The organism is Arthrobacter sp. AB6, from assembly GCF_031844545.1.
Taxonomy (GTDB): domain Bacteria; phylum Actinomycetota; class Actinomycetes; order Actinomycetales; family Micrococcaceae; genus Arthrobacter.
Genome location: NZ_JAUZVL010000004.1, coordinates 248,856 through 265,799, shown reverse-complemented (window position 1 = coordinate 265,799; position 16,944 = coordinate 248,856). Strand labels below are relative to the sequence as shown.

Annotated in this window: 16 protein-coding genes; 2 read left to right on the top strand and 14 right to left on the bottom strand. The window is 67.3% G+C overall.

Annotated features, from left to right (window positions below; all coding sequences use genetic code 11):
- From Q9R30_RS05230 to Q9R30_RS05215, 4 genes are all read right to left on the bottom strand, one after another.
- Positions 1 to 258 (bottom strand): hypothetical protein (locus Q9R30_RS05230; RefSeq protein ID WP_311216963.1); only part of this gene is annotated, 258 nt, incomplete at its 3' end.
- A gap of 74 nt (positions 259 to 332) precedes the next feature.
- The gene (gene tyrS / locus Q9R30_RS05225; RefSeq protein ID WP_104997454.1) at positions 333 to 1,646 is read right to left on the bottom strand and encodes a tyrosine--tRNA ligase; all 1,314 of its coding nucleotides are present in this window, start codon (positions 1,644 to 1,646) and stop codon (positions 333 to 335) included.
- 34 nt (positions 1,647 to 1,680) lie between these two features.
- The gene (locus Q9R30_RS05220) at positions 1,681 to 3,909 is read right to left on the bottom strand and encodes an AAA family ATPase (RefSeq protein WP_311216962.1); all 2,229 of its coding nucleotides are present in this window, start codon (positions 3,907 to 3,909) and stop codon (positions 1,681 to 1,683) included.
- A gap of 52 nt (positions 3,910 to 3,961) precedes the next feature.
- Positions 3,962 to 4,636 carry a DNA-3-methyladenine glycosylase gene (locus Q9R30_RS05215; RefSeq protein ID WP_104997452.1) on the bottom strand — a complete coding sequence of 225 codons (675 nt, stop codon included), beginning with the start codon at positions 4,634 to 4,636 and terminating at the stop codon, positions 3,962 to 3,964.
- Positions 4,637 to 4,752: 116 nt separating this feature from the next.
- Between Q9R30_RS05215 and Q9R30_RS05210 the strand changes: the two genes are divergently transcribed.
- Both Q9R30_RS05210 and Q9R30_RS05205 read left to right on the top strand, forming a co-directional pair.
- Positions 4,753 to 6,303, top strand: a complete 1,551-nt coding sequence (locus tag Q9R30_RS05210) for an AlkA N-terminal domain-containing protein (protein WP_311216961.1) — start codon at positions 4,753 to 4,755, stop codon at positions 6,301 to 6,303.
- On the top strand, positions 6,300 to 6,794 hold the full coding sequence (locus tag Q9R30_RS05205) for a methylated-DNA--[protein]-cysteine S-methyltransferase (protein ID WP_311216960.1): 495 nt from the start codon (positions 6,300 to 6,302) through the stop codon (positions 6,792 to 6,794). Before Q9R30_RS05210 ends, Q9R30_RS05205 begins: the two co-directional genes overlap by 4 nt.
- Before the next feature lies 1 nt (position 6,795).
- On the opposite strand, the gene Q9R30_RS05200 is transcribed toward Q9R30_RS05205, so the two are convergent.
- From Q9R30_RS05200 to argC, 10 genes are all read right to left on the bottom strand, one after another.
- Positions 6,796 to 7,557, bottom strand: a complete 762-nt coding sequence (locus tag Q9R30_RS05200; protein WP_311216959.1) for a maleylpyruvate isomerase family mycothiol-dependent enzyme — start codon at positions 7,555 to 7,557, stop codon at positions 6,796 to 6,798.
- A 10-nt stretch (positions 7,558 to 7,567) separates the two neighbouring features.
- The gene (locus Q9R30_RS05195) at positions 7,568 to 8,116 is read right to left on the bottom strand and encodes a pyridoxal 5'-phosphate synthase (protein WP_104997448.1); all 549 of its coding nucleotides are present in this window, start codon (positions 8,114 to 8,116) and stop codon (positions 7,568 to 7,570) included.
- Between the two features lie 132 nt (positions 8,117 to 8,248).
- Positions 8,249 to 9,676 carry an argininosuccinate lyase gene (argH, locus tag Q9R30_RS05190; protein ID WP_311216958.1) on the bottom strand — a complete coding sequence of 476 codons (1,428 nt, stop codon included), beginning with the start codon at positions 9,674 to 9,676 and terminating at the stop codon, positions 8,249 to 8,251.
- 4 nt (positions 9,677 to 9,680) lie between these two features.
- Positions 9,681 to 10,886, bottom strand: coding sequence for an argininosuccinate synthase (locus Q9R30_RS05185; protein WP_104997446.1), 1,206 nt, complete (start codon positions 10,884 to 10,886; stop codon positions 9,681 to 9,683).
- 45 nt (positions 10,887 to 10,931) lie between these two features.
- Positions 10,932 to 11,462 (bottom strand): arginine repressor, encoded by a 531-nt coding sequence (locus Q9R30_RS05180; RefSeq protein ID WP_104997445.1) that lies wholly within the window; start codon positions 11,460 to 11,462, stop codon positions 10,932 to 10,934.
- Entirely contained in the window at positions 11,462 to 12,472 is a 1,011-nt protein-coding gene (gene argF, locus Q9R30_RS05175) for an ornithine carbamoyltransferase (protein ID WP_311216957.1), read from the bottom strand. The genes Q9R30_RS05180 and argF overlap by 1 nt, the downstream gene beginning before the upstream one ends.
- On the bottom strand, positions 12,469 to 13,722 hold the full coding sequence (locus Q9R30_RS05170; protein WP_104997443.1) for an acetylornithine transaminase: 1,254 nt from the start codon (positions 13,720 to 13,722) through the stop codon (positions 12,469 to 12,471). The genes argF and Q9R30_RS05170 overlap by 4 nt, the downstream gene beginning before the upstream one ends.
- Positions 13,719 to 14,678, bottom strand: coding sequence for an acetylglutamate kinase (argB, locus tag Q9R30_RS05165; protein ID WP_311216956.1), 960 nt, complete (start codon positions 14,676 to 14,678; stop codon positions 13,719 to 13,721). The genes Q9R30_RS05170 and argB overlap by 4 nt, the downstream gene beginning before the upstream one ends.
- A gap of 39 nt (positions 14,679 to 14,717) precedes the next feature.
- On the bottom strand, positions 14,718 to 15,884 hold the full coding sequence (gene argJ, locus Q9R30_RS05160) for a bifunctional glutamate N-acetyltransferase/amino-acid acetyltransferase ArgJ (protein ID WP_311216955.1): 1,167 nt from the start codon (positions 15,882 to 15,884) through the stop codon (positions 14,718 to 14,720).
- Entirely contained in the window at positions 15,881 to 16,924 is a 1,044-nt protein-coding gene (gene argC, locus Q9R30_RS05155; RefSeq protein WP_311216954.1) for an N-acetyl-gamma-glutamyl-phosphate reductase, read from the bottom strand. Before argC ends, argJ begins: the two co-directional genes overlap by 4 nt.
- Between the last annotated feature and the right edge of the window lie 20 nt (positions 16,925 to 16,944).

Genomic DNA, 16,944 nt, shown 5'->3' with positions numbered 1-16,944 from the left:
TTCGAATATTCCCGGAACAATCCAATTCAATGAATTTCTATTCCGTATTTCTTCGCTGCGATGTTTCAATCTTATTTCATTCATTTTCACTTTGCAAATCCGGTTGTTTTCCCGGAATTCACTCTGCGGAATGAATCCGCCCATCAGAAAGTGAAGCATTTCTTCCTTCAGCGCTTCTGCGCATCGTGAAGCTGCTTCACTTTTCGGTGGGGGTTGGTCGCTATTTTTCCGCTTCAGCGGCGGCGACTCAGAAAACATTACACGCTCCCCCGCGGCCGTGCAAATCGGCTGCGGAGGAGCGTGCAGGGGGCCTTCGCGGGGCTGTAACAGGACTAGGGAACCAGGACTTCCACGGTGGCGAGGTTCTTCTTTCCGCGGCGCAGGAGCAGGTACTGCCCATGCAGAAGTTCGGACTCCGAAATCACGGCTTCGGGATCCGACACCTTCTCGTTGTTGACGTAGGCCCCGCCTTCGCCAACCGTGCGCCTGGCCGCCGACTTGCTTTCGGAAAGGCCGGAGGCCACCAAGAGGTCCACGATTCCCAGCGCATCCACCTGGACTGTCGCGGAAGGAAGCTCTGACGTCGCCGCCTGGAGGGTGGCCTTGTCGAGGGCAGTGAGGTCGCCGTTCCCGAAAAGTGCGGCGGAGGCCGCGATGACCTTCTCAGTGGCTTCCACTCCATGCACGAGGGATGTCACTTCATAGGCAAGTTTCCGCTGGCCCTCCCGGGCGAACGGACGCTCAGCCACAGCCACGGCGATTTCTTCAATCTCGGCCCGGCTAAGGAAGGTGAAAACCTTCAGCCGGTTCACGACGTCGGCATCCGCTGTGTTGACCCAGAACTGGTAGAAGGCGTAAGGGCTGCACATGCCGGCGTCCAGCCAGATGGCGTTGCCCTCGCTCTTGCCGAACTTGGTGCCGTCGGCGTTGGTGATCAACGGGGTGCCAAGTGCGTGGACGCTCTTGCCCTCCACCTTGCGGATCAGTTCCGTGCCACTGGTGAGGTTGCCCCACTGGTCCGAGCCGCCGGTCTGCAGCACGCAGCCATAATCCCGGTAAAGCTGGAGGTAGTCCATCCCCTGCAGGATCTGGTAGCTGAACTCGGTGTAGCTGATGCCCTCATCCGAGCTCAGCCGGGACGCAACGGCGTCCTTGCGCAGCATGGTTCCCACACGGAAGTGCTTTCCCACGTCACGCAGGAAGTCAATGGCGCTCAGCGGCGCCGTCCAGTCCAGGTTGTTGACCATCCGGGCTGCGTTGTCACCCTCGAAGCTAAGGAACCGGCGGACCTGCGCCTGGAGGTAGCCCACCCACTCAGCGACGGTGTCCTTGGTGTTCAGGGTGCGCTCTGCTGTCGGGCGGGGATCGCCGATCATGCCGGTGGAACCGCCCACGAGCCCGAGGGGCTTGTGGCCGGCCAACTGCAGCCGCCGCATGAGCAGGAGCTGGACGAGGTTGCCCAAGTGCAGGCTCGGCGCGGTGGGATCGAAGCCGCAATAGTACGTCACAGGTCCGTCGGCGAGCAGTTTTTCGAGTTCTGCTTCATCGGTGGAGACGTGGACCAGGCCACGCCATTTCAGCTCCTGCCAGACATTGGCAAAAGTGGTGTCGTTCTGCTGCGATTCGAGGCTGTTGAGTTCTGGCACGCCTTCTAAGTTAGCAGTATTGCGGCAGGCAGGATCAGCGCTTGATCCCCGCCGGCACAGGTTCCGAAGCAATAAGCCGCAGCCGCTGGGTGGCGCGGGTCATCGCCACATACAGGTCCCCCACCTTGCCGTGTTCATGGTTCAGCATCATGGACGGCTCCAGCACCACGACGCCGTCGAACTCCAGCCCCTTGGCTTCCCGGGGGCTGATCACCACGATGTCCTGCTCATAGCTGCCTGCGCCTGTCCCCACACGGCGCCCGTAGGCGGCGCGGAGGGCCGCTGTGGCTTCCGGCAAAAAGGCGCCGTCCGCGATGACCGCGAGGAGTCCGCCGTCGAGCGCGTCCAGTTCCTCGGGGAGGACGTCAACCAGGCGGCTGACCACCTGGCCCGGATCCACCTCGTCAATGACAGGCGACCAGCGTCCTTCGCGGACAGCCTTGGGCGCCGAGACTACCAGTCCGGCCGCGTTGGCCATCCGGACGGCAGCCTCAGCAATCTGGGAGGGTGTCCGGTAGTTGACCGTTAGCTCCTCCAGCTGCCAGCGCTCACCGAACATGGGACCAAGCGCGCCCTGCCACGAATTTGCGCCGGCCACCGAACTCGTCTGCGCGATGTCCCCGACGATCGTGAAGGACTTAAGGGGGCAACGGCGGACCAGCAGGCGCCACTGCATGGGCGAAAGCTCCTGCGCCTCGTCCACCACGATGTGGCCAAAGGCCCAGGTGCGGTCGCTCGTGGCGCGCTCCGCGGCGGTCTGCCTTGTTTCCTGCTCCTGGTTCTGCTCGGCCAGTTCCTCGGCCGACATCAGCGGGTCCACGCCCGCCGCCTCCATGTTGACCAGCGTCTGCTTCGCGTTCGCAAGGTCCCGGGCGCGGTCGTGTTCCTGCTGGGCCAGCCCACGCCCCGCCGCCGGATCAAGCTCGCCGAGCAGCTCCGCAGCCTCATCCAGGAGGGGCACATCGGACTCTGTCCAGGGCGCGTCCGCTGGACGCAGCAGCAGGGCGCGCTCCGCCGGGGCAAGCTTGGGCGTGCAGGCTTCCAGGATGGCAGGCTTACTGAAGAGCTCGGAGATCAGTTTTTCCGGCGTCATGGGCATCCAGCAAAGGTTGAGGGCGATCCGCACGTCACGGGCGCTGCGCACGTCCTCGGCAAGGTAGGAGCGGTCGGCGTTGTTGCCGATGTTCCCGGCTTCCACGAGCTCCGTCATCTGTTCGGTCAGTTCCCGGAGCAGGATCTTGACGAACGTCACGCGTGCCTCGTTGTGGGGCTTGCCGGTGGAGCGTGCCCGTTCCCTTGCACGGCGCACCTGGCGCGGCGTCAGCACCAGTTTCCGGCCGTCGACTTCAAGGATCCGGTCCTCGGCGGGCAGCCGCTGCCGGTTGGCCACGGCATTAGCCACGACGCCGGCCATGTCCAGCCGTCCCTTGATGGCGGCAACCGCGGGGTCGGGCTCGGGGACAGCGTGGATTCCGGGCATGAGGCGGCCCAGGCTGGCCATGACCACGCCGGTCTCACCGAGGGATGGCAGCACCCGTTCGATGTACTTCATGAACGACGACGACGGGCCCACCAGCAGTACGCCGGCGGTCTTGAGGCGGTCGCGGTGGGTGTAGAGCAGGTAGGCGGCGCGGTGCAGGGCAACAGCGGTCTTGCCGGTACCGGGACCGCCCTGCACCACGAGCGCGCCGGAAATCGACGAACGGATGATCCGGTCCTGCTCGGACTGGATGGTGCTGACGATGTCCGACATCCGGCCGGTGCGCTTGGAGTTCAGCGCGGCGAGCAGGGCGCCTTCGCCCTGCAGCGATTCGTTGTCCGCAAGCATGTCCGCGTCAAGGACGTCGTCCTCGATGGCCTTGACCTCACGGCCCTGCAGGATGAGGTGCCGGCGGCGGCGGACGCCCTGGCGGTCAAACGCAGTGGCCTGGTAGAAATGGCCGGCCTCGGGCGCGCGCCAGTCCACCATGAGCCGTTGCAGGTCCTCCGTGGTGAGGCCAATGCGGCCAATGTACTGCGCTTCGCCGGAGTCCAGGTCCAGGCGGCCGAAGACCAGGCGGTCATCAACAGCATCGAGCTGGGCCAGGCGGTCCTCATACAGGGCAGCGAACGCATCACGCTCAGAGACGTTCTGCATGGTGCCCACAGCCCCGGCCCGGCGGACCTGGGCCAGTTGGCGCCGCTTTTCCTCGCGCAGCTCTTCCAGCCGCGCATACAGGCCGGCAACATAGTCCCGTTCGTGGGCCAAATCGGCGTCGAGCATTTAACGTTCCCCTATCGCAAAAGACAGACCTACCATTCTACAACCATTTCCGTTAACGCCCGTGAAACCCGGCCGGATCCGGTTTTGCCCTCCTGGGCTTGGCGGCCTTGTATTGGGAAACGGTGGGGTCGCCGGTGACCCAGAAACGCCAGGAATACCGGTCCGTTCCGCCGGCACCGGAGACTCCCACGCGGGGGCCCGAACTCACCCGTTGGCTGGTGCGGGGCGGAAGCACCAGCCCGAAAGGCGGCGCCAGTGCATCGCGGCCGCTGTCCGCCGTCGTCATGCCCATGGCTTTGGCCAGCCGCGCGGGCCCCCTTGCCAGGTCGGCAAGGTCCTTGGACGTGGGGCGCCGGCGCCGGGCCAGTTCCACGCCGTCTACGATCTCCCCGGCCCGCAGCAGGAGCGCAGAAGCCGTTCCTTCCGGTCCGCACACAAGGTTAGTGCAGTGATGCATCCCGTAGGTGAAGTAGACATACAGGTGCCCCGCCGGGCCAAACATGGGTGCGTTGCGGGGTGTGGGGCCCCGGTAGGTGTGAGAGCCGGGGTCCGGGTGGAGCGAATCCTCTGGCCCGAGGTAGGCCTCCACTTCGGTGAGCCGGACGGACACCACGCCTTCCCGGGACTCGTGCGTCAGCACCGCCCCCAGCAGCAGGGGCGCCAACTGGCGGGCATCTCCGGAAAGGAAATCCCGCAGCGATGTGCCGGCCAGCGGATTTCTGTTCATGGCCAGACTCTATCCAAAGCCGGCGGCCAACACCGGGCAATTTCGGTATGTGCAGGGTAAACGGCCGTGTCCGTTTTCCGCTAGCCCGGGTCCGGTGCGGCTGGCAGGATGGAGGAATGGACTTCTGGCAGCGCTACCGGGCAATCGATGCCAGGGACACCCGGTTCGACGGGCAGTTCTACACTGCCGTCCGGACCACGGGCATTTACTGCCGCCCCTCATGCCCGGCCCGGACTCCGAAGCCGGCCAACGTCACGTTCTACGAAACCTCCGCGGCGGCCCACGACGCCGGCTACCGGGCCTGCAAGCGCTGCCTTCCGGAGGCTGTTCCGGGGACACCCGCCTGGAACCTTCGCCAGGATGTTGCCGGGCGCGCCATGCGGCTCATCAACGACGGCGTGATCAACAGGGACGGCGTGGAGGGCCTGGCCGCCCGCCTGGGCTATTCATCCCGCCAGCTCAACCGCATCCTCAGCCAGGAACTGGGGGCGGGGACGCTGTCACTGGCCCGGGCCGGACGGGCGCAGACCGCCCGGACCCTGCTGGTGTCCACTTCCATGAAGCTTGCCGAGATCGCCTTCGCGGCCGGCTTCAGCAGCGTCCGCCAGTTCAACGACACCATGCTGGAGGTCTTCGACATGACCCCCACTGCCCTGCGCGCGGCGCGGCATCCGAAGGCCCCCGCCGGCTCCACCGCCATCACCCTCCGCCTCCCCTACCGGGAACCCTTCGACCCCGGGATTTTTACGTTCCTTGCCGTGCGCGCCCTCCCTGGCATCGAAACGGGCACCGCGGCGTCCTACGCCCGCACGCTGCGGCTTCCGCACGGGGACGCGAGGTTCCGGGTGGATTTCGACGACGGCGCTCCCGGGCGGCCGCTGACCCTCACCATCGGCGCGGTGGACCTCCGCGACCTGCCGGCCCTGCTGAGCCGCGTCCGGAGGCTGTTCGACCTGGACGCGGATCCGGTTGCCATCGACAGCGCGCTGGCCGGGGACGGCCGGCTGGCGGCCGCGGTGGCAAGCACCCCGGGGATCAGGATGCCCGGAGCGCTGGATCCCGCGGAGATGCTGGTCCGGGCGATGATCGGGCAGCAGGTCACCGTGGCTGCGGCGCGGACCGCACTCACCCAGCTGGCCGCGGTCGGACGCCCCAGCCAAAGCCCCGGCGACGGCCTTGACGGCATGTTCCCCACCGCAGCGGAGATTGCCGCGGACGGCCACGCCGCCCTGCGCGGGCCCCGGAAGCGAACCGAGGCACTCCGGGCAGCTGCCTCCGCGTTGGCGGAGGGTAGGCTCGATTTCGGTTACGGCGACGACCTGGCCAGCCTTGGCGCGAAGCTGCTGCCGCTGGCGGGGGTTGGACCATGGACGGTGGGCTACCTCGCCATGCGGGTGCTCGGCGCCCCGGACGTATTCCTTGCCAACGACGCGGCGGTACGGAACGGGATCAAGGCCCTGAGCGGTGCGGCCCACGGCGCGGCGGATGCGGAACCTGGTTTCCACGGTGCTGCGGTTCCAAGCCCGGACTTCCGTGAGGTCAGCCCGTGGCGCTCCTATGCCACCATGCACCTGTGGCGGGCGGCGGCGCGCCCTGCCGCGGCAGGCACCGGCACAGCAGGCACCAGCACAACAGGCACCGGCACAACAGAGAAGGCGAACCGATGAAGGCCCAGTTGCTCCAGATGTCCACCCCGGACGGACCGTTCGCCATCCTTGCCCGGGACGGCGTGGTCCTTTCCAGCGGCTGGACCGGCAATCCCGGCGACCTGACCGGCCAGGTCCACCCGTCCCTGCGGCCCGCCTCGATTGAAGTGGTCACCAGCCTGGGGGAAATCTCGGCTGCCGTGGAGGCGTTCTACTCGGGCGATCCGGCGCGGGCCATGCAGGTTCCCGTGCGGCAGAAGTCCGGGCCGTTCCGTGCCCACGCATGGGATGTGCTCCGGCTGGTGCAGCCTGGATCCCCCGTAACGTACACCGAGTACGCGGGGCTGGCCGGCAATCCCAAAGCGGTCCGGGCGGCCGCCAGCGCCTGTGCCTTTAATGCGGCAGCCCTGTTTGTGCCCTGCCACCGCGTGATCCGCACGGACGGTTCGCTGGGCGGCTTCCGCTGGGGACTGCCCATCAAGCAGAGCCTGCTGGCGCGCGAAGCCGCCTGAATCACTTGGGCGCGGGCGTTCCCGCAGGCCATGGCAGCAGCGCCGGCAGGTCCACGCCGTCGGCCGCTGCAGAAGCGCGCAGGCTCCCCAACGTGGGTTCGCGGCCGGCCAGCCACGCGGCGATGTCCGTGAGCATGCCGCTGACCACGGTGGACCGGTTGCCGCTGCCGACAGCCACGGGCGGCAGGCCAAGCGGCTGCAGCACCAGTTTCTCCCCTGGCGGGACGCGGGCTGCGAGGAAGTCGAACAGGTGCTCGCAGAACGGCCGGGTCCAGGTTTCCGCTCCCCTGCCGGTCAGGAGGTCGGAGTCATGGATGACGAGCTCGCGCCAGAGGGCCAGGCCGCCGTCCAGGACCACTCCACCTCGGTAGGAGATGGGCGCCCACCAGCCGGTGCGGTTGGCCGACGAGTCCTTGATGCCCGGCAGCGCATCGAACGCGCGCAGGGCCCGCTCCAGCGCCGCGGCCAGGTCCGCCCTGTGGGTGGCGGCGTCGTGGCCGGCCGCCATGTCGATCGCCTTGTTCCGGCCGTCCATTCCGCCGTCGTAGAGCTCGATGGTTTCCCCCCGGGCGGCGTGCTCGAGCTGCCGGGCCATGGCGTTGGAGATGCCCGTGAGATGCGCAAGGACGTGTCCCCGCGTCCAGCCGGGCAGGGCGGACGGAGCCTTCACGTCGTCGTCGGTGAGCTTGGCGGCGTCGGAGGTGACGTCGTCGGCAGCTGTGTGAAGCCCGGTGAGCAGGAGGTCGGGTTCGGGAGCGGTCATGCCGCCCAGCCTAGTCCAGCCGTGCGCCGTCCGCGCCCAAGCGGTGGCGGATATGGGAGCCGTCGTGGCTGGCCTGCCAGAACTCGATCTCCTCCGGGCGGATGGCATAGAGCTGCCAGTCAGGGTTTTCGCTGCCGTCAGCACGGGGCCGTTCGGCCCAGTCCGTGGACGAAGCTTCCGCGGACAATTCCGTCACGGGACCCAGCACACGGACCTGCCGGCCCAGCGACGGCCAGTAGAAGTTCAGGGCGGCGTAGGGGTTGGCGCCCAGTTCCCTGCCCTTGCGGGAGGTGCGGGACGTGGCGAAGTGCCAGCCGTCGTCGTCGATGTTCTTCAGGATCAGCATCCTCGACGAGGGCTGCTGCCCACCGCCGGAACCGCGGCCAACGGTGGCCAGGCTGCAGGCATGCGGCTGGAGTTCCCCTGCCGCCAGGGCTTCGTCCAGCCACTGCTTGAAGAGCAGTACCGGGTCCTGCGGCGACTTGTCGGGATCGAAGCCGGGCAGGTCGGATGGAAAGTCGGGCAGCGTGCGAAGGAACTTCCGGAAGGTTTCGCTCATTGCGCCATGGTAGCGGTGAGGCCACCCGCCCCAACACCCGATGCTCTCTCACTTAATGCATGAAAATTGGCAACGCTCCTGCACCCTATGCAGGAGCGTTGCCAGAAACTTTGCATTAAGTGAGAGAGCGTCCTAGCCGGCGTACTCCCGCACGCCGGCGAGTTCGGCTTCCAGCGCAGCGAGCTGGCGTTCGACGGCGGCGGGCGCCGTTCCGCCCTGCGAGTTGCGGCTGTTCAGGGAACCTTCCGTGGAGAGGACGGTGCGGACCTCCGGCGTGAGGTGCACCGAAATGGCCGCATACTCCTCATCCGTGAGGTCCCACAGTTCCACGCCGCGGGACTCGGCCTGCTTGACGGCTGCCCCGGAGAGTTCGTGCGCCTCGCGGAACGGCACGCCCTGGCGGACCAGCCATTCGGCGATGTCCGTGGCCAGCGCGAAGCCCTGGGGAGCCAGCGACTCCATCCGTTCGGTGTTGAACTTCAGGGTGGCGATCATGCCGGAGACGGCCGGGAGCAGCAGCTCCAGGGTGTCGGCGGCGTCGAACACCGGTTCCTTGTCCTCCTGGAGGTCGCGGTTGTAGGCCAGCGGCAGCCCCTTGAGCGTGGCCAGCAGCCCGGTCAGGTTGCCGATCAGGCGCCCTGCCTTGCCGCGGGCCAGCTCGGCCACGTCCGGGTTCTTCTTCTGCGGCATGATCGAGGATCCGGTGGAGTACGAGTCATGCAGGGTGACGAAGGAGAACTCCTTGGTGGCCCAGAAGATGACCTCCTCCGAAATCCTGGACAGATCCACACCGATCATGGAGCACACCCAGGCGAACTCGGCGAAGACGTCGCGGGACGCGGTACCGTCGATCGAGTTGTGGGTGGCCGAGAAGAAGCCCAAGTCCGCCGCCACAGCTTCCGGGTCCAGGCCCAGCGAAGAGCCCGCCAAGGCACCCGAACCGTACGGCGAAACCCCGGCGCGCTTGTCCCAGTCCTGGAGCCGCTGCACATCGCGCAGCAGCGCCCAGGCGTGGGCCAGCAGGTGGTGGCTGAGCAGCACCGGCTGGGCGTGCTGCAGGTGGGTGCGGCCGGGCATGGCCACACCATGGTGCGCCTTGGCCTGTTCCACCAGGGCATCCACCGTGGCCAGCACGCCGCGCGCGATGATTCTGGCGTGGTCACGGAGGAACATGCGGCCCAGCGTGGCCACCTGGTCATTGCGCGAGCGGCCGGCGCGGAGCTTGCCGCCCAACTGGGTCCCGGCACGCTCGATGAGTCCGCGCTCCAGCGAGCCGTGCACGTCCTCGTCGGACTCCGCGGGCAGGTAGGCGCCGGACGCAACGTCCTCATCCAGCCGCGCCAGGGCAGCCAGCATGCCTTCGAGTTCGGCGTCATCCAGCAGCCCGGCCTTGTGCAGCACGCGGGCGTGCGCCTTGGACCCGGCGATGTCGTAGCGGGCCAGCCGCCAGTCGAAATGAGTGGATTTGCTCAGGGCTGCCAGGGCATCGGCGGGGCCGCCGGCGAAGCGGCCGCCCCACAGTGCGCCAGCGTTTGTAGCTTCGGTCTTTTCCTCAGCCACAGGGCTACTTTCCCGCGACGCGGATGTCGCGGCCGGAGGCAACCTTGGCGGACATGCCCCACAGCTCGATGAAGCCGCGGGCCATGGACTGGTCGAAGGTGTCACCGGTGTCATAGGTGGCGAGGTTGAAGTCGTAGAGCGAGGTCTCGGAGCGGCGGCCGTTGACGATGGCCTGGCCGCCGTGCAGGGTCATGCGGATATCGCCGGAGACGTACTTCTGGGTGTCCTCGATGAAGGCGTCCAGGGAGCGCTTCAGCGGGGAGAACCACTGGCCGTCGTACACCAGTTCGGCCCAGCGCTGGCCGACAGTCGCCTTGAAGCGGGCCTGCTCCCGCTCGATGGTGATGTCTTCGAGGTGCTTGTGCGCGGTGATCAGGGCCATGGCGCCAGGGGCCTCGTAGATCTCGCGGGACTTGATGCCCACCAGGCGGTCCTCGACGACGTCGATGCGGCCCACGCCCTGGGCGCCGGCGCGGCGGTTGAGTTCCTTGATGGCCTGCAGCGGGGTGACCTTCACGCCGTCGATCGCCACCGGCACGCCGGCTTCGAAGGAGATGGTGACTTCATCCGGGGCCGGCGGGAATTCCGGGGTGGCGGTGTAGTCGTAGATGTCCTTGGTGGGTGCGTTCCAGATGTCCTCGAGGTAGCCGGTTTCCACGGCGCGTCCCCAGACGTTCTGGTCAATGGAGTACGGGTTTTTCTTGGTGGTCTCGATGGGCAGGCCCTTTTCCTCGGCGAAGGCGATGGCCTTGTCGCGGGTGAGGGCGAGGTCGCGGACCGGGGCGATGCACTTCAGGTCCGGGCCGAGGGTCTGGATGCCCACTTCGAAGCGGACCTGGTCGTTGCCCTTGCCGGTGCAGCCGTGGGCAACTGTGGTGGCGCCGAATTCGCGGGCAGCCTTGACCAGGTGCTTGACAATCACCGGGCGGGAGATGGCGGACACCAGGGGGTAGTGGCCCTGGTAGAGGCCGTTGGCCTTGAGCGTGGGGACGCAGTACTCGTTGGCGAACTCGTCGGAGGCGTCGGCCACGTAGGCTTCGACGGCGCCGCAGCCCAGGGCACGCTGGCGGATGGTCTCCAGGGATTCGCCGCCCTGTCCGACGTCGACCGCCACGGCGATGACCTCGGCGCCGGTGGCTTCGCCGATCCAGCCGATGGCTACTGAGGTGTCCAGGCCGCCTGAGTAGGCCAGCACGATACGTTCAGTCACTTGGATGCTCCTTGGGATTGGGGGTTGTAGATGTTGTCTTCAAGCTTATTGCCCGGCTTCTTCAGCCAGTTGCAGGAACCTGGCGGCGAGGTCCTGGCCGCCCTGCGGATCCCGCGAGACCAGCAGCACGGTGTCATCCCCGGCGATGGTCCCCAGGATGGACGGCATCACCGAGTGGTCAATGGCCAGTGCCAGGAAGTTGGCGGCGCCCGGCGGGGTGCGGAGCACGGCGATGTTGGCTGAGGCTTCCGCGGTGACCAGCAGTTCGCTGCAGAGCCTGGCCAGCCGCGCATCCAGGATCTCCTGGCTCACGCCGCTTTTGGCAGCCCGTTCGCCGCCCTCGCCGGGGACGGCGTACACCAGCACACCCTCCTTGCCGCGGACCCGGACCGCGCCGAGTTCCACGAGGTCCCGCGACAACGTCGCCTGGGTGACCTGCACGCCGTCGTCCGCCAGCAGGGCTGCCAGCTCCGCCTGGGAACGCACGGACTCCCCCGTCAGGATGGCGGCGATCCGGGCCTGGCGGGCCGTTTTGGTGGCCGGGCTGGAGCCCGGCGACGCCGGTTGGGCAGACACTAGAACGTGCTCTCCCCGGTGCCTTCAACCGGAGCGAGGCCGTCCACGAACGCCAGGCCGGAGCGGTGCATCAGCCACGCCATCAGGGCCTTCTGGGCGTGCAGCCGGTTTTCGGCCTCATCCCACACGATTGACTGCGGACCGTCAATGACGCCTGCCGAAATTTCGTACCCGCGGTACGCGGGGAGGCAGTGAAGCACGACGGCGTCTTCCGCAGCGTGTGCCATGGCGGCCTCATCCACGGTGTATTCGCGGAACAGCTTCATCCGCTCCGCCTTTTGGGCTTCCTGGCCCATGGACACCCACGTGTCCGTTGCCACGACGTCGGCCCCTTTCAAGGCCTCCGCCGCGTCAGTGGTGACCAGCACCGAACCGCCGGTCTCCGCGGCGCGTTCCTCCGCGGCAGCAACGATGTCCGCCGCGGGGAGGTAGCCTTCGGGCCCGGCAATCCGGACATGCATCCCGGCCGTGACCCCGGCCAGCAAGTAGGAGTTCGCCATGTTGTTGGCGGCGTCGCCCAGGTAGCTCATGGTGAGCCCCTTGAGTTCGCCCTTGTGCTCCTTCACGGCCAGCAGGTCGGCGAGCAGCTGGCACGGGTGGTAGTCGTCGCACAGGGCGTTGATGACCGGCACCCGGGAGTTCTCGGCCATGGCCTCCAGGCCGGCATGGGCGCCGGTCCGCCACACAATGGCGGACACCATGCGTTCCAGGACCTTGGCGGTGTCCTCCACGGACTCCTTGTGGCCGATCTGTGCCTCGCCAGGGTTGATGATGAGCGCGTTGCCGCCCATGTCCGCGATGCCGGTGGCGAACGAAACCCGGGTCCGGGTGGACGTTTTGTCGAAGATCACGGCGACTGTCTTGCGGCCGTTGCCCTCGGCGGCGAACGGCTGGACGCTGTACGGCGCGGCCTTCATGCGCGCGGCGAGATCCAGGACCTCGGCCTGCTCTGCCGGGCTGAGGTCCGTGTCCTTGAGGAAGTGCCGGGTGGTGCCGGTGGCTGTTGTCACTGGGCGTCCTTAGCTGCTTGGAGGATGGCCGGGAAGGCGGCCAGGAAAGTGTCTGCCTGCGCTGCAGTGAGGACCAGCGGCGGCGCAAGGCGGATGGTCCGCGGACCCGGGCTGTTGACGATGAAACCGGCGTCCAGGCCGGCCTGCACCACGGCCGGGGCCACGTCCGCGTCGAGGTCGAAGCCGATCAGCAGGCCTTCGCCCCGGACTTCAGTGACGCCCGGGATGGCTGCCAGCCCCGAGCGCAGGTGCTCCCCCACGGAAGCCACGTTTGCCAAGATATCCTGGCTTTCGATTGCGTGGAGCGTGGCGAGGGCAGCTGCCGTGGCCACCGGGTTGCCGCCGAACGTGGTGCCGTGCTGGCCGGCGGACAGCAACGACGACGTGTGGCCGCCGAAGGTGACCAGCGCACCGATCGGGAAGCCCCCACCCAGTCCCTTGGCCAGGGTGACGGCATCGGGCATGATGTCGGCGTCCTCGCTGGCAAGCCACTTTCCGGTGCGGCCAATACCGGTCTGTACCTCGTCCAGGATCAGCAGTGCCCCTACCCTGGCAGTCAGCTCCCGCGCGGCCCGAAGGTACCCGGGCGGCAGGGGCCGGACGCCCGCCTCGCCCTGGATGGGCTCCAGGAAGACGGCGGCCACGGTTACGTCCACGGCGGCCTTGAGCGCCTCGACGTCCCCGAACGGGATGTGCACCACACCGCCGGGCAGCGGCTCGAACGGCTCGCGGTAGGCCTCTTTGGCAGTCAGGGCAAGAGCGCCCATGGTCCTGCCGTGGAAGGCGCCTTCGAGGGCGATGATTTTGGTCCGCTTGGCGCCGCTGCCACCCGTGTTGCGGCGGGCCAGCTTGAAGGCTGCCTCGTTCGCTTCCGTGCCGGAGTTGGTGAAGAACACCTTGGAGCCGGCCGGCGCCTGGGTGAGGGCCAGGAGTTTTTCAGCCAGGGCGATCTGCGTGGGGCTGGTGAAGAAGTTGGAGACATGCCCCAGCGTGGCCAGCTGGCTGGAGATCACGGACGTGACGAAGGGGTTCGCGTGGCCCAGGGCGTTGACCGCAATCCCGCCAAGGAGGTCCAGGTATTCCTTGCCGTCCGCATCCCAGACCAGGCAGCCGGCGCCGCGGACCAGCACACGCTGCGGGGTGCCGAATACGCCCATCAGGGAGGTGGAGTAGCGTGCCAGCCACTCGGATCCGGCATGGCCTATGGTCTCCACGAGCTCTGTCACTGATGACTTTTCCAGCGCGTTCATGCGTTGATCTCCTCGTCCGGGACTACCTGTGTGCCGATGCCCGCCGTCGTGAATGTTTCAAGAAGCATGGAGTGGGGCAGGCGCCCGTCCACGATGTGCGCGCGTTCCACGCCCTCGTCAATGGCCTTCAGGCAGGCTGTCATTTTGGGGATCATGCCTGATTCGAGCCGCGGAAGCATGTCCCGCAGCTCCGAGGCCGTGAGGGAGGAAATGAGGGAGGACTTGTCCGGCCAGTTGGCGTACAGCCCTTCGACGTCGGTCAGGATCACCAGTTTGGAGGCGCCCAGCGCCGAGGCGACGGCCGCCGCGGCGGTGTCCGCGTTGACGTTGAGGACCTGGCCGGTGGGCTGGAAGCGGGCGGTGCCGGCCACGCCTTCTCCGCCGTCCACGATCTCCGGGGCAACTGTGGAGATCACCGGAATGCGGCCGGCGCCGAGGATGTCCTCGATGCCTGCGGGGTCGACGCCGACCACCTCGCCTACCAGACCGAGGTCCACTTCTTCGCCGTCCACCACAGTGCCGGTCCGGACGGCGCGCAGCAGCCCGCCGTCTTCTCCGGACATGCCCACCGCGTAGGGGCCGTGGGAGTTGATGAGTCCCACCAGCTCACGCCCCACCTGGCCGGTGAGGACCATGCGGACCACGTCCATGGCTTCAGGCGTGGTGACGCGGAGGCCGCCCTTGAACTCGGACTCGATCCCAAGCCTGCCCAGCATGGAGTTGATCTGCGGGCCGCCGCCGTGGACCACCACGGGGTGGATGCCCACGTGATGGAGAAAGACAATGTCCTCGGCAAAGGCGCGGCGGAGGTCATCGTTGACCATGGCGTTGCCGCCGTACTTGATCACCATGGTGGTGCCGGCGAAGCGCTGGATCCAGGGCAGGGCCTCGATCAGGGTTGCCGCCTTATCCTGGGCGTCGGACATGCTGGTGGTTTCACGCGTCTGGGTGTTCATGCTGTCACTTTCCACAACGGTTCCTGCCGGGGGCGGGCCCTAGCTCGAGTAGGCGCTGTTCTCGTGCACGTAGTCGTGGGTGAGGTCGTTGGTCCAGACGGTGGCCTCGGCGTCGCCGGCCTGCAGGTCTATTTCCACCAGCACTTCGCGCGGTTCCAGGTTCACAAGGCTCCGGTCGTCGCCGATGCTGCCGTTCCGGCAGATCTGGACGCCGTTCATGGCCACATTGAGCTGGTCAGGCTCGAATTCGGCGTCCGTGGTTCCGACGGCGGAGAGTACCCGGCCCCAGTTGGGGTCCTTGCCGAAGATGGCGGCCTTGAAAAGGTTGGAGCGGGCCACGGACCGGCCCACGGTCACGGCATCGGCTTCACTGGCGGCGTTGAAGGTCCGGATGGCGATGTCGTGGCTGGCGCCTTCGGCGTCCGCAATGAGCTTCCGCGCCAGTTCGGCACAGACCTTGGTCAGGCCTTCGCTGAACGCTTCGGCGGAGGGAACAGCACCGGAGGCACCGGAGGCCAGCAGGACCACGGTGTCGTTGGTGGACATGCAGCCGTCCGAGTCTGCGCGGTCGAAGGTGACGTGCGTGGCATCGCGGAGGACGACGTCGAGCATTTCCGCTGCAACCTCCGCATCCGTAGTGAGGACCACCAGCATGGTGGCCAGGCCCGGAGCGAGCATGCCGGCACCCTTGGCGATGCCGCCAATGCTGAATTCCTGGCCGTCGGCGTCGCTGCCGATATACAGCGCCGATTTTGGCACCGAGTCGGTGGTCATGATGGCCATGCCTGCCTCGGGCCCGCCGTCGTCGCTCAAGGCTGCAGCTGCTGCCTCCACGCCGGGGAGGATCTTGTCCATGGGCAACTGCTCCCCGATCAGGCCGGTGGAGCAGACAAACACGTCCGTGGCCGAGATGCCCAGCACCTCGGCCACCTTTTCGGCCGTGGTGTGCGTGTTCTGGAAGCCGGTGGGCCCGGTGCAGGCGTTGGCGCCGCCGGAGTTGAGGATGACTGCGTCCACCCGGCCGTCGGAAACCACCTGGCGGGACCAGTGGACCGGCGCCGCAGCCACCCGGTTGCTGGTGAAGACTGCAGCGGCAGCCTTGGAGGGACCGTCGTTGACCACCAGGGCAAGGTCCGGGTTGCCGGAGGCCTTAAGTCCTGCGGTGACGCCGGAGGCCCGGAATCCGGAAGGGGCGGTAATGGTCACGGAGCTACTCCCTGCAGGTCAAGGCCGGCGGTTTCCGGCAGGCCAAGTGCGATGTTCATGGACTGGACGGCGCCGCCGGCCGTTCCTTTGGTGAGGTTGTCGATCACGCAGGTAACGATCACCCGCCCGGTGTGGGCGTCGAAAGCCAGCTGCATGGCCGCGTGGTTGGACCCCTGCACGGATTTGGTGCCGGGCCACTGTCCCTCCGGCAGGACGTGCACAAAGGGTTCGTTGTCGTAAGCGTCGGTCCACGCCTGGCGCAGCTGCCCGGCCGTGGTGCTGTTTAGTGCCTGCGGCTTTACCCTGGCGGTCGCAGTCGTCAGGATGCCGCGGCTCATGGGCGCGAGGGTGGGCGTGAAGGACACCGTCACCGGCTCCCCAGCCGCATTGGACAGGCCCTGTTCAATTTCGGGCGTGTGCCGGTGGCCGCCGCCCACGCCGTAGGGGCTCATGGAGCCCATCACTTCGGCGCCGATCAGGTTCACTTTCGCCGCCTTGCCCGCACCGGAAGTGCCGGACGCGGAAACGATCACGACGTCGTCGGGTTCCAGGAGGCGCGCGGCGAACCCCGGCGCCAAGGCGAGCAGGGCCGACGTCGGGTAGCAGCCGGGCACGGCGATGCGGTTTGCGCCCTTCAGGGCCTCGCGCTGGCCTGGGAGTTCGGGCAGTCCGTACGGCCAGGTGCCCGAGTGGGCAGAGCCATAAAACTTCTCCCATGCCGCGGGATCCTCGAGGCGGTGGTCCGCCCCGGCGTCGATGACGACAGTGCCTTCCGGGAGCTGCGCCGCGATCTCCGCGGAGGCACCGTGCGGCAGCGCGAGGAACACGACGTCGTGGCCGGAGAGGTTCTCCACGGTGGTGTCCTCGAGGATGCGGCTTGCGAGTCCGTGCAGGTGGGGCTGCAGCTCGCCGAGCCGGGAGCCGGCATTGCTGTGGGCGGTGATGGCTCCGATCGTGACATCCGGGTGCCCGGCGAGGAGGCGCAGGACTTCTCCCCCGGCATAACCGCTGGCGCCTGACACTGCAACAGAAATAGTCATGGCCTCCACCTTACAGCAAG

Bases quoted from the DNA above. Each gene is read 5' to 3' on its own strand.
- argC (WP_311216954.1), bottom strand. From the start codon at position 16,924: ATGACTATTTCTGTTGCAGTGTCAGGCGCCAGCGGTTATGCCGGGGGA.
- Q9R30_RS05200 (WP_311216959.1), bottom strand. From the start codon at position 7,557: ATGACCGCTCCCGAACCCGACCTCCTGCTCACCGGGCTTCACACAGCT.
- Q9R30_RS05205 (WP_311216960.1), top strand. From the start codon at position 6,300: ATGAAGGCCCAGTTGCTCCAGATGTCCACCCCGGACGGACCGTTCGCC.
- Q9R30_RS05215 (WP_104997452.1), bottom strand. From the start codon at position 4,636: ATGAACAGAAATCCGCTGGCCGGCACATCGCTGCGGGATTTCCTTTCC.
- Q9R30_RS05220 (WP_311216962.1), bottom strand. From the start codon at position 3,909: ATGCTCGACGCCGATTTGGCCCACGAACGGGACTATGTTGCCGGCCTG.
- argB (WP_311216956.1), bottom strand. From the start codon at position 14,678: ATGAACACCCAGACGCGTGAAACCACCAGCATGTCCGACGCCCAGGAT.
- Q9R30_RS05170 (WP_104997443.1), bottom strand. From the start codon at position 13,722: ATGAACGCGCTGGAAAAGTCATCAGTGACAGAGCTCGTGGAGACCATA.
- Q9R30_RS05195 (WP_104997448.1), bottom strand. From the start codon at position 8,116: ATGAGCGAAACCTTCCGGAAGTTCCTTCGCACGCTGCCCGACTTTCCA.
- Q9R30_RS05210 (WP_311216961.1), top strand. From the start codon at position 4,753: ATGGACTTCTGGCAGCGCTACCGGGCAATCGATGCCAGGGACACCCGG.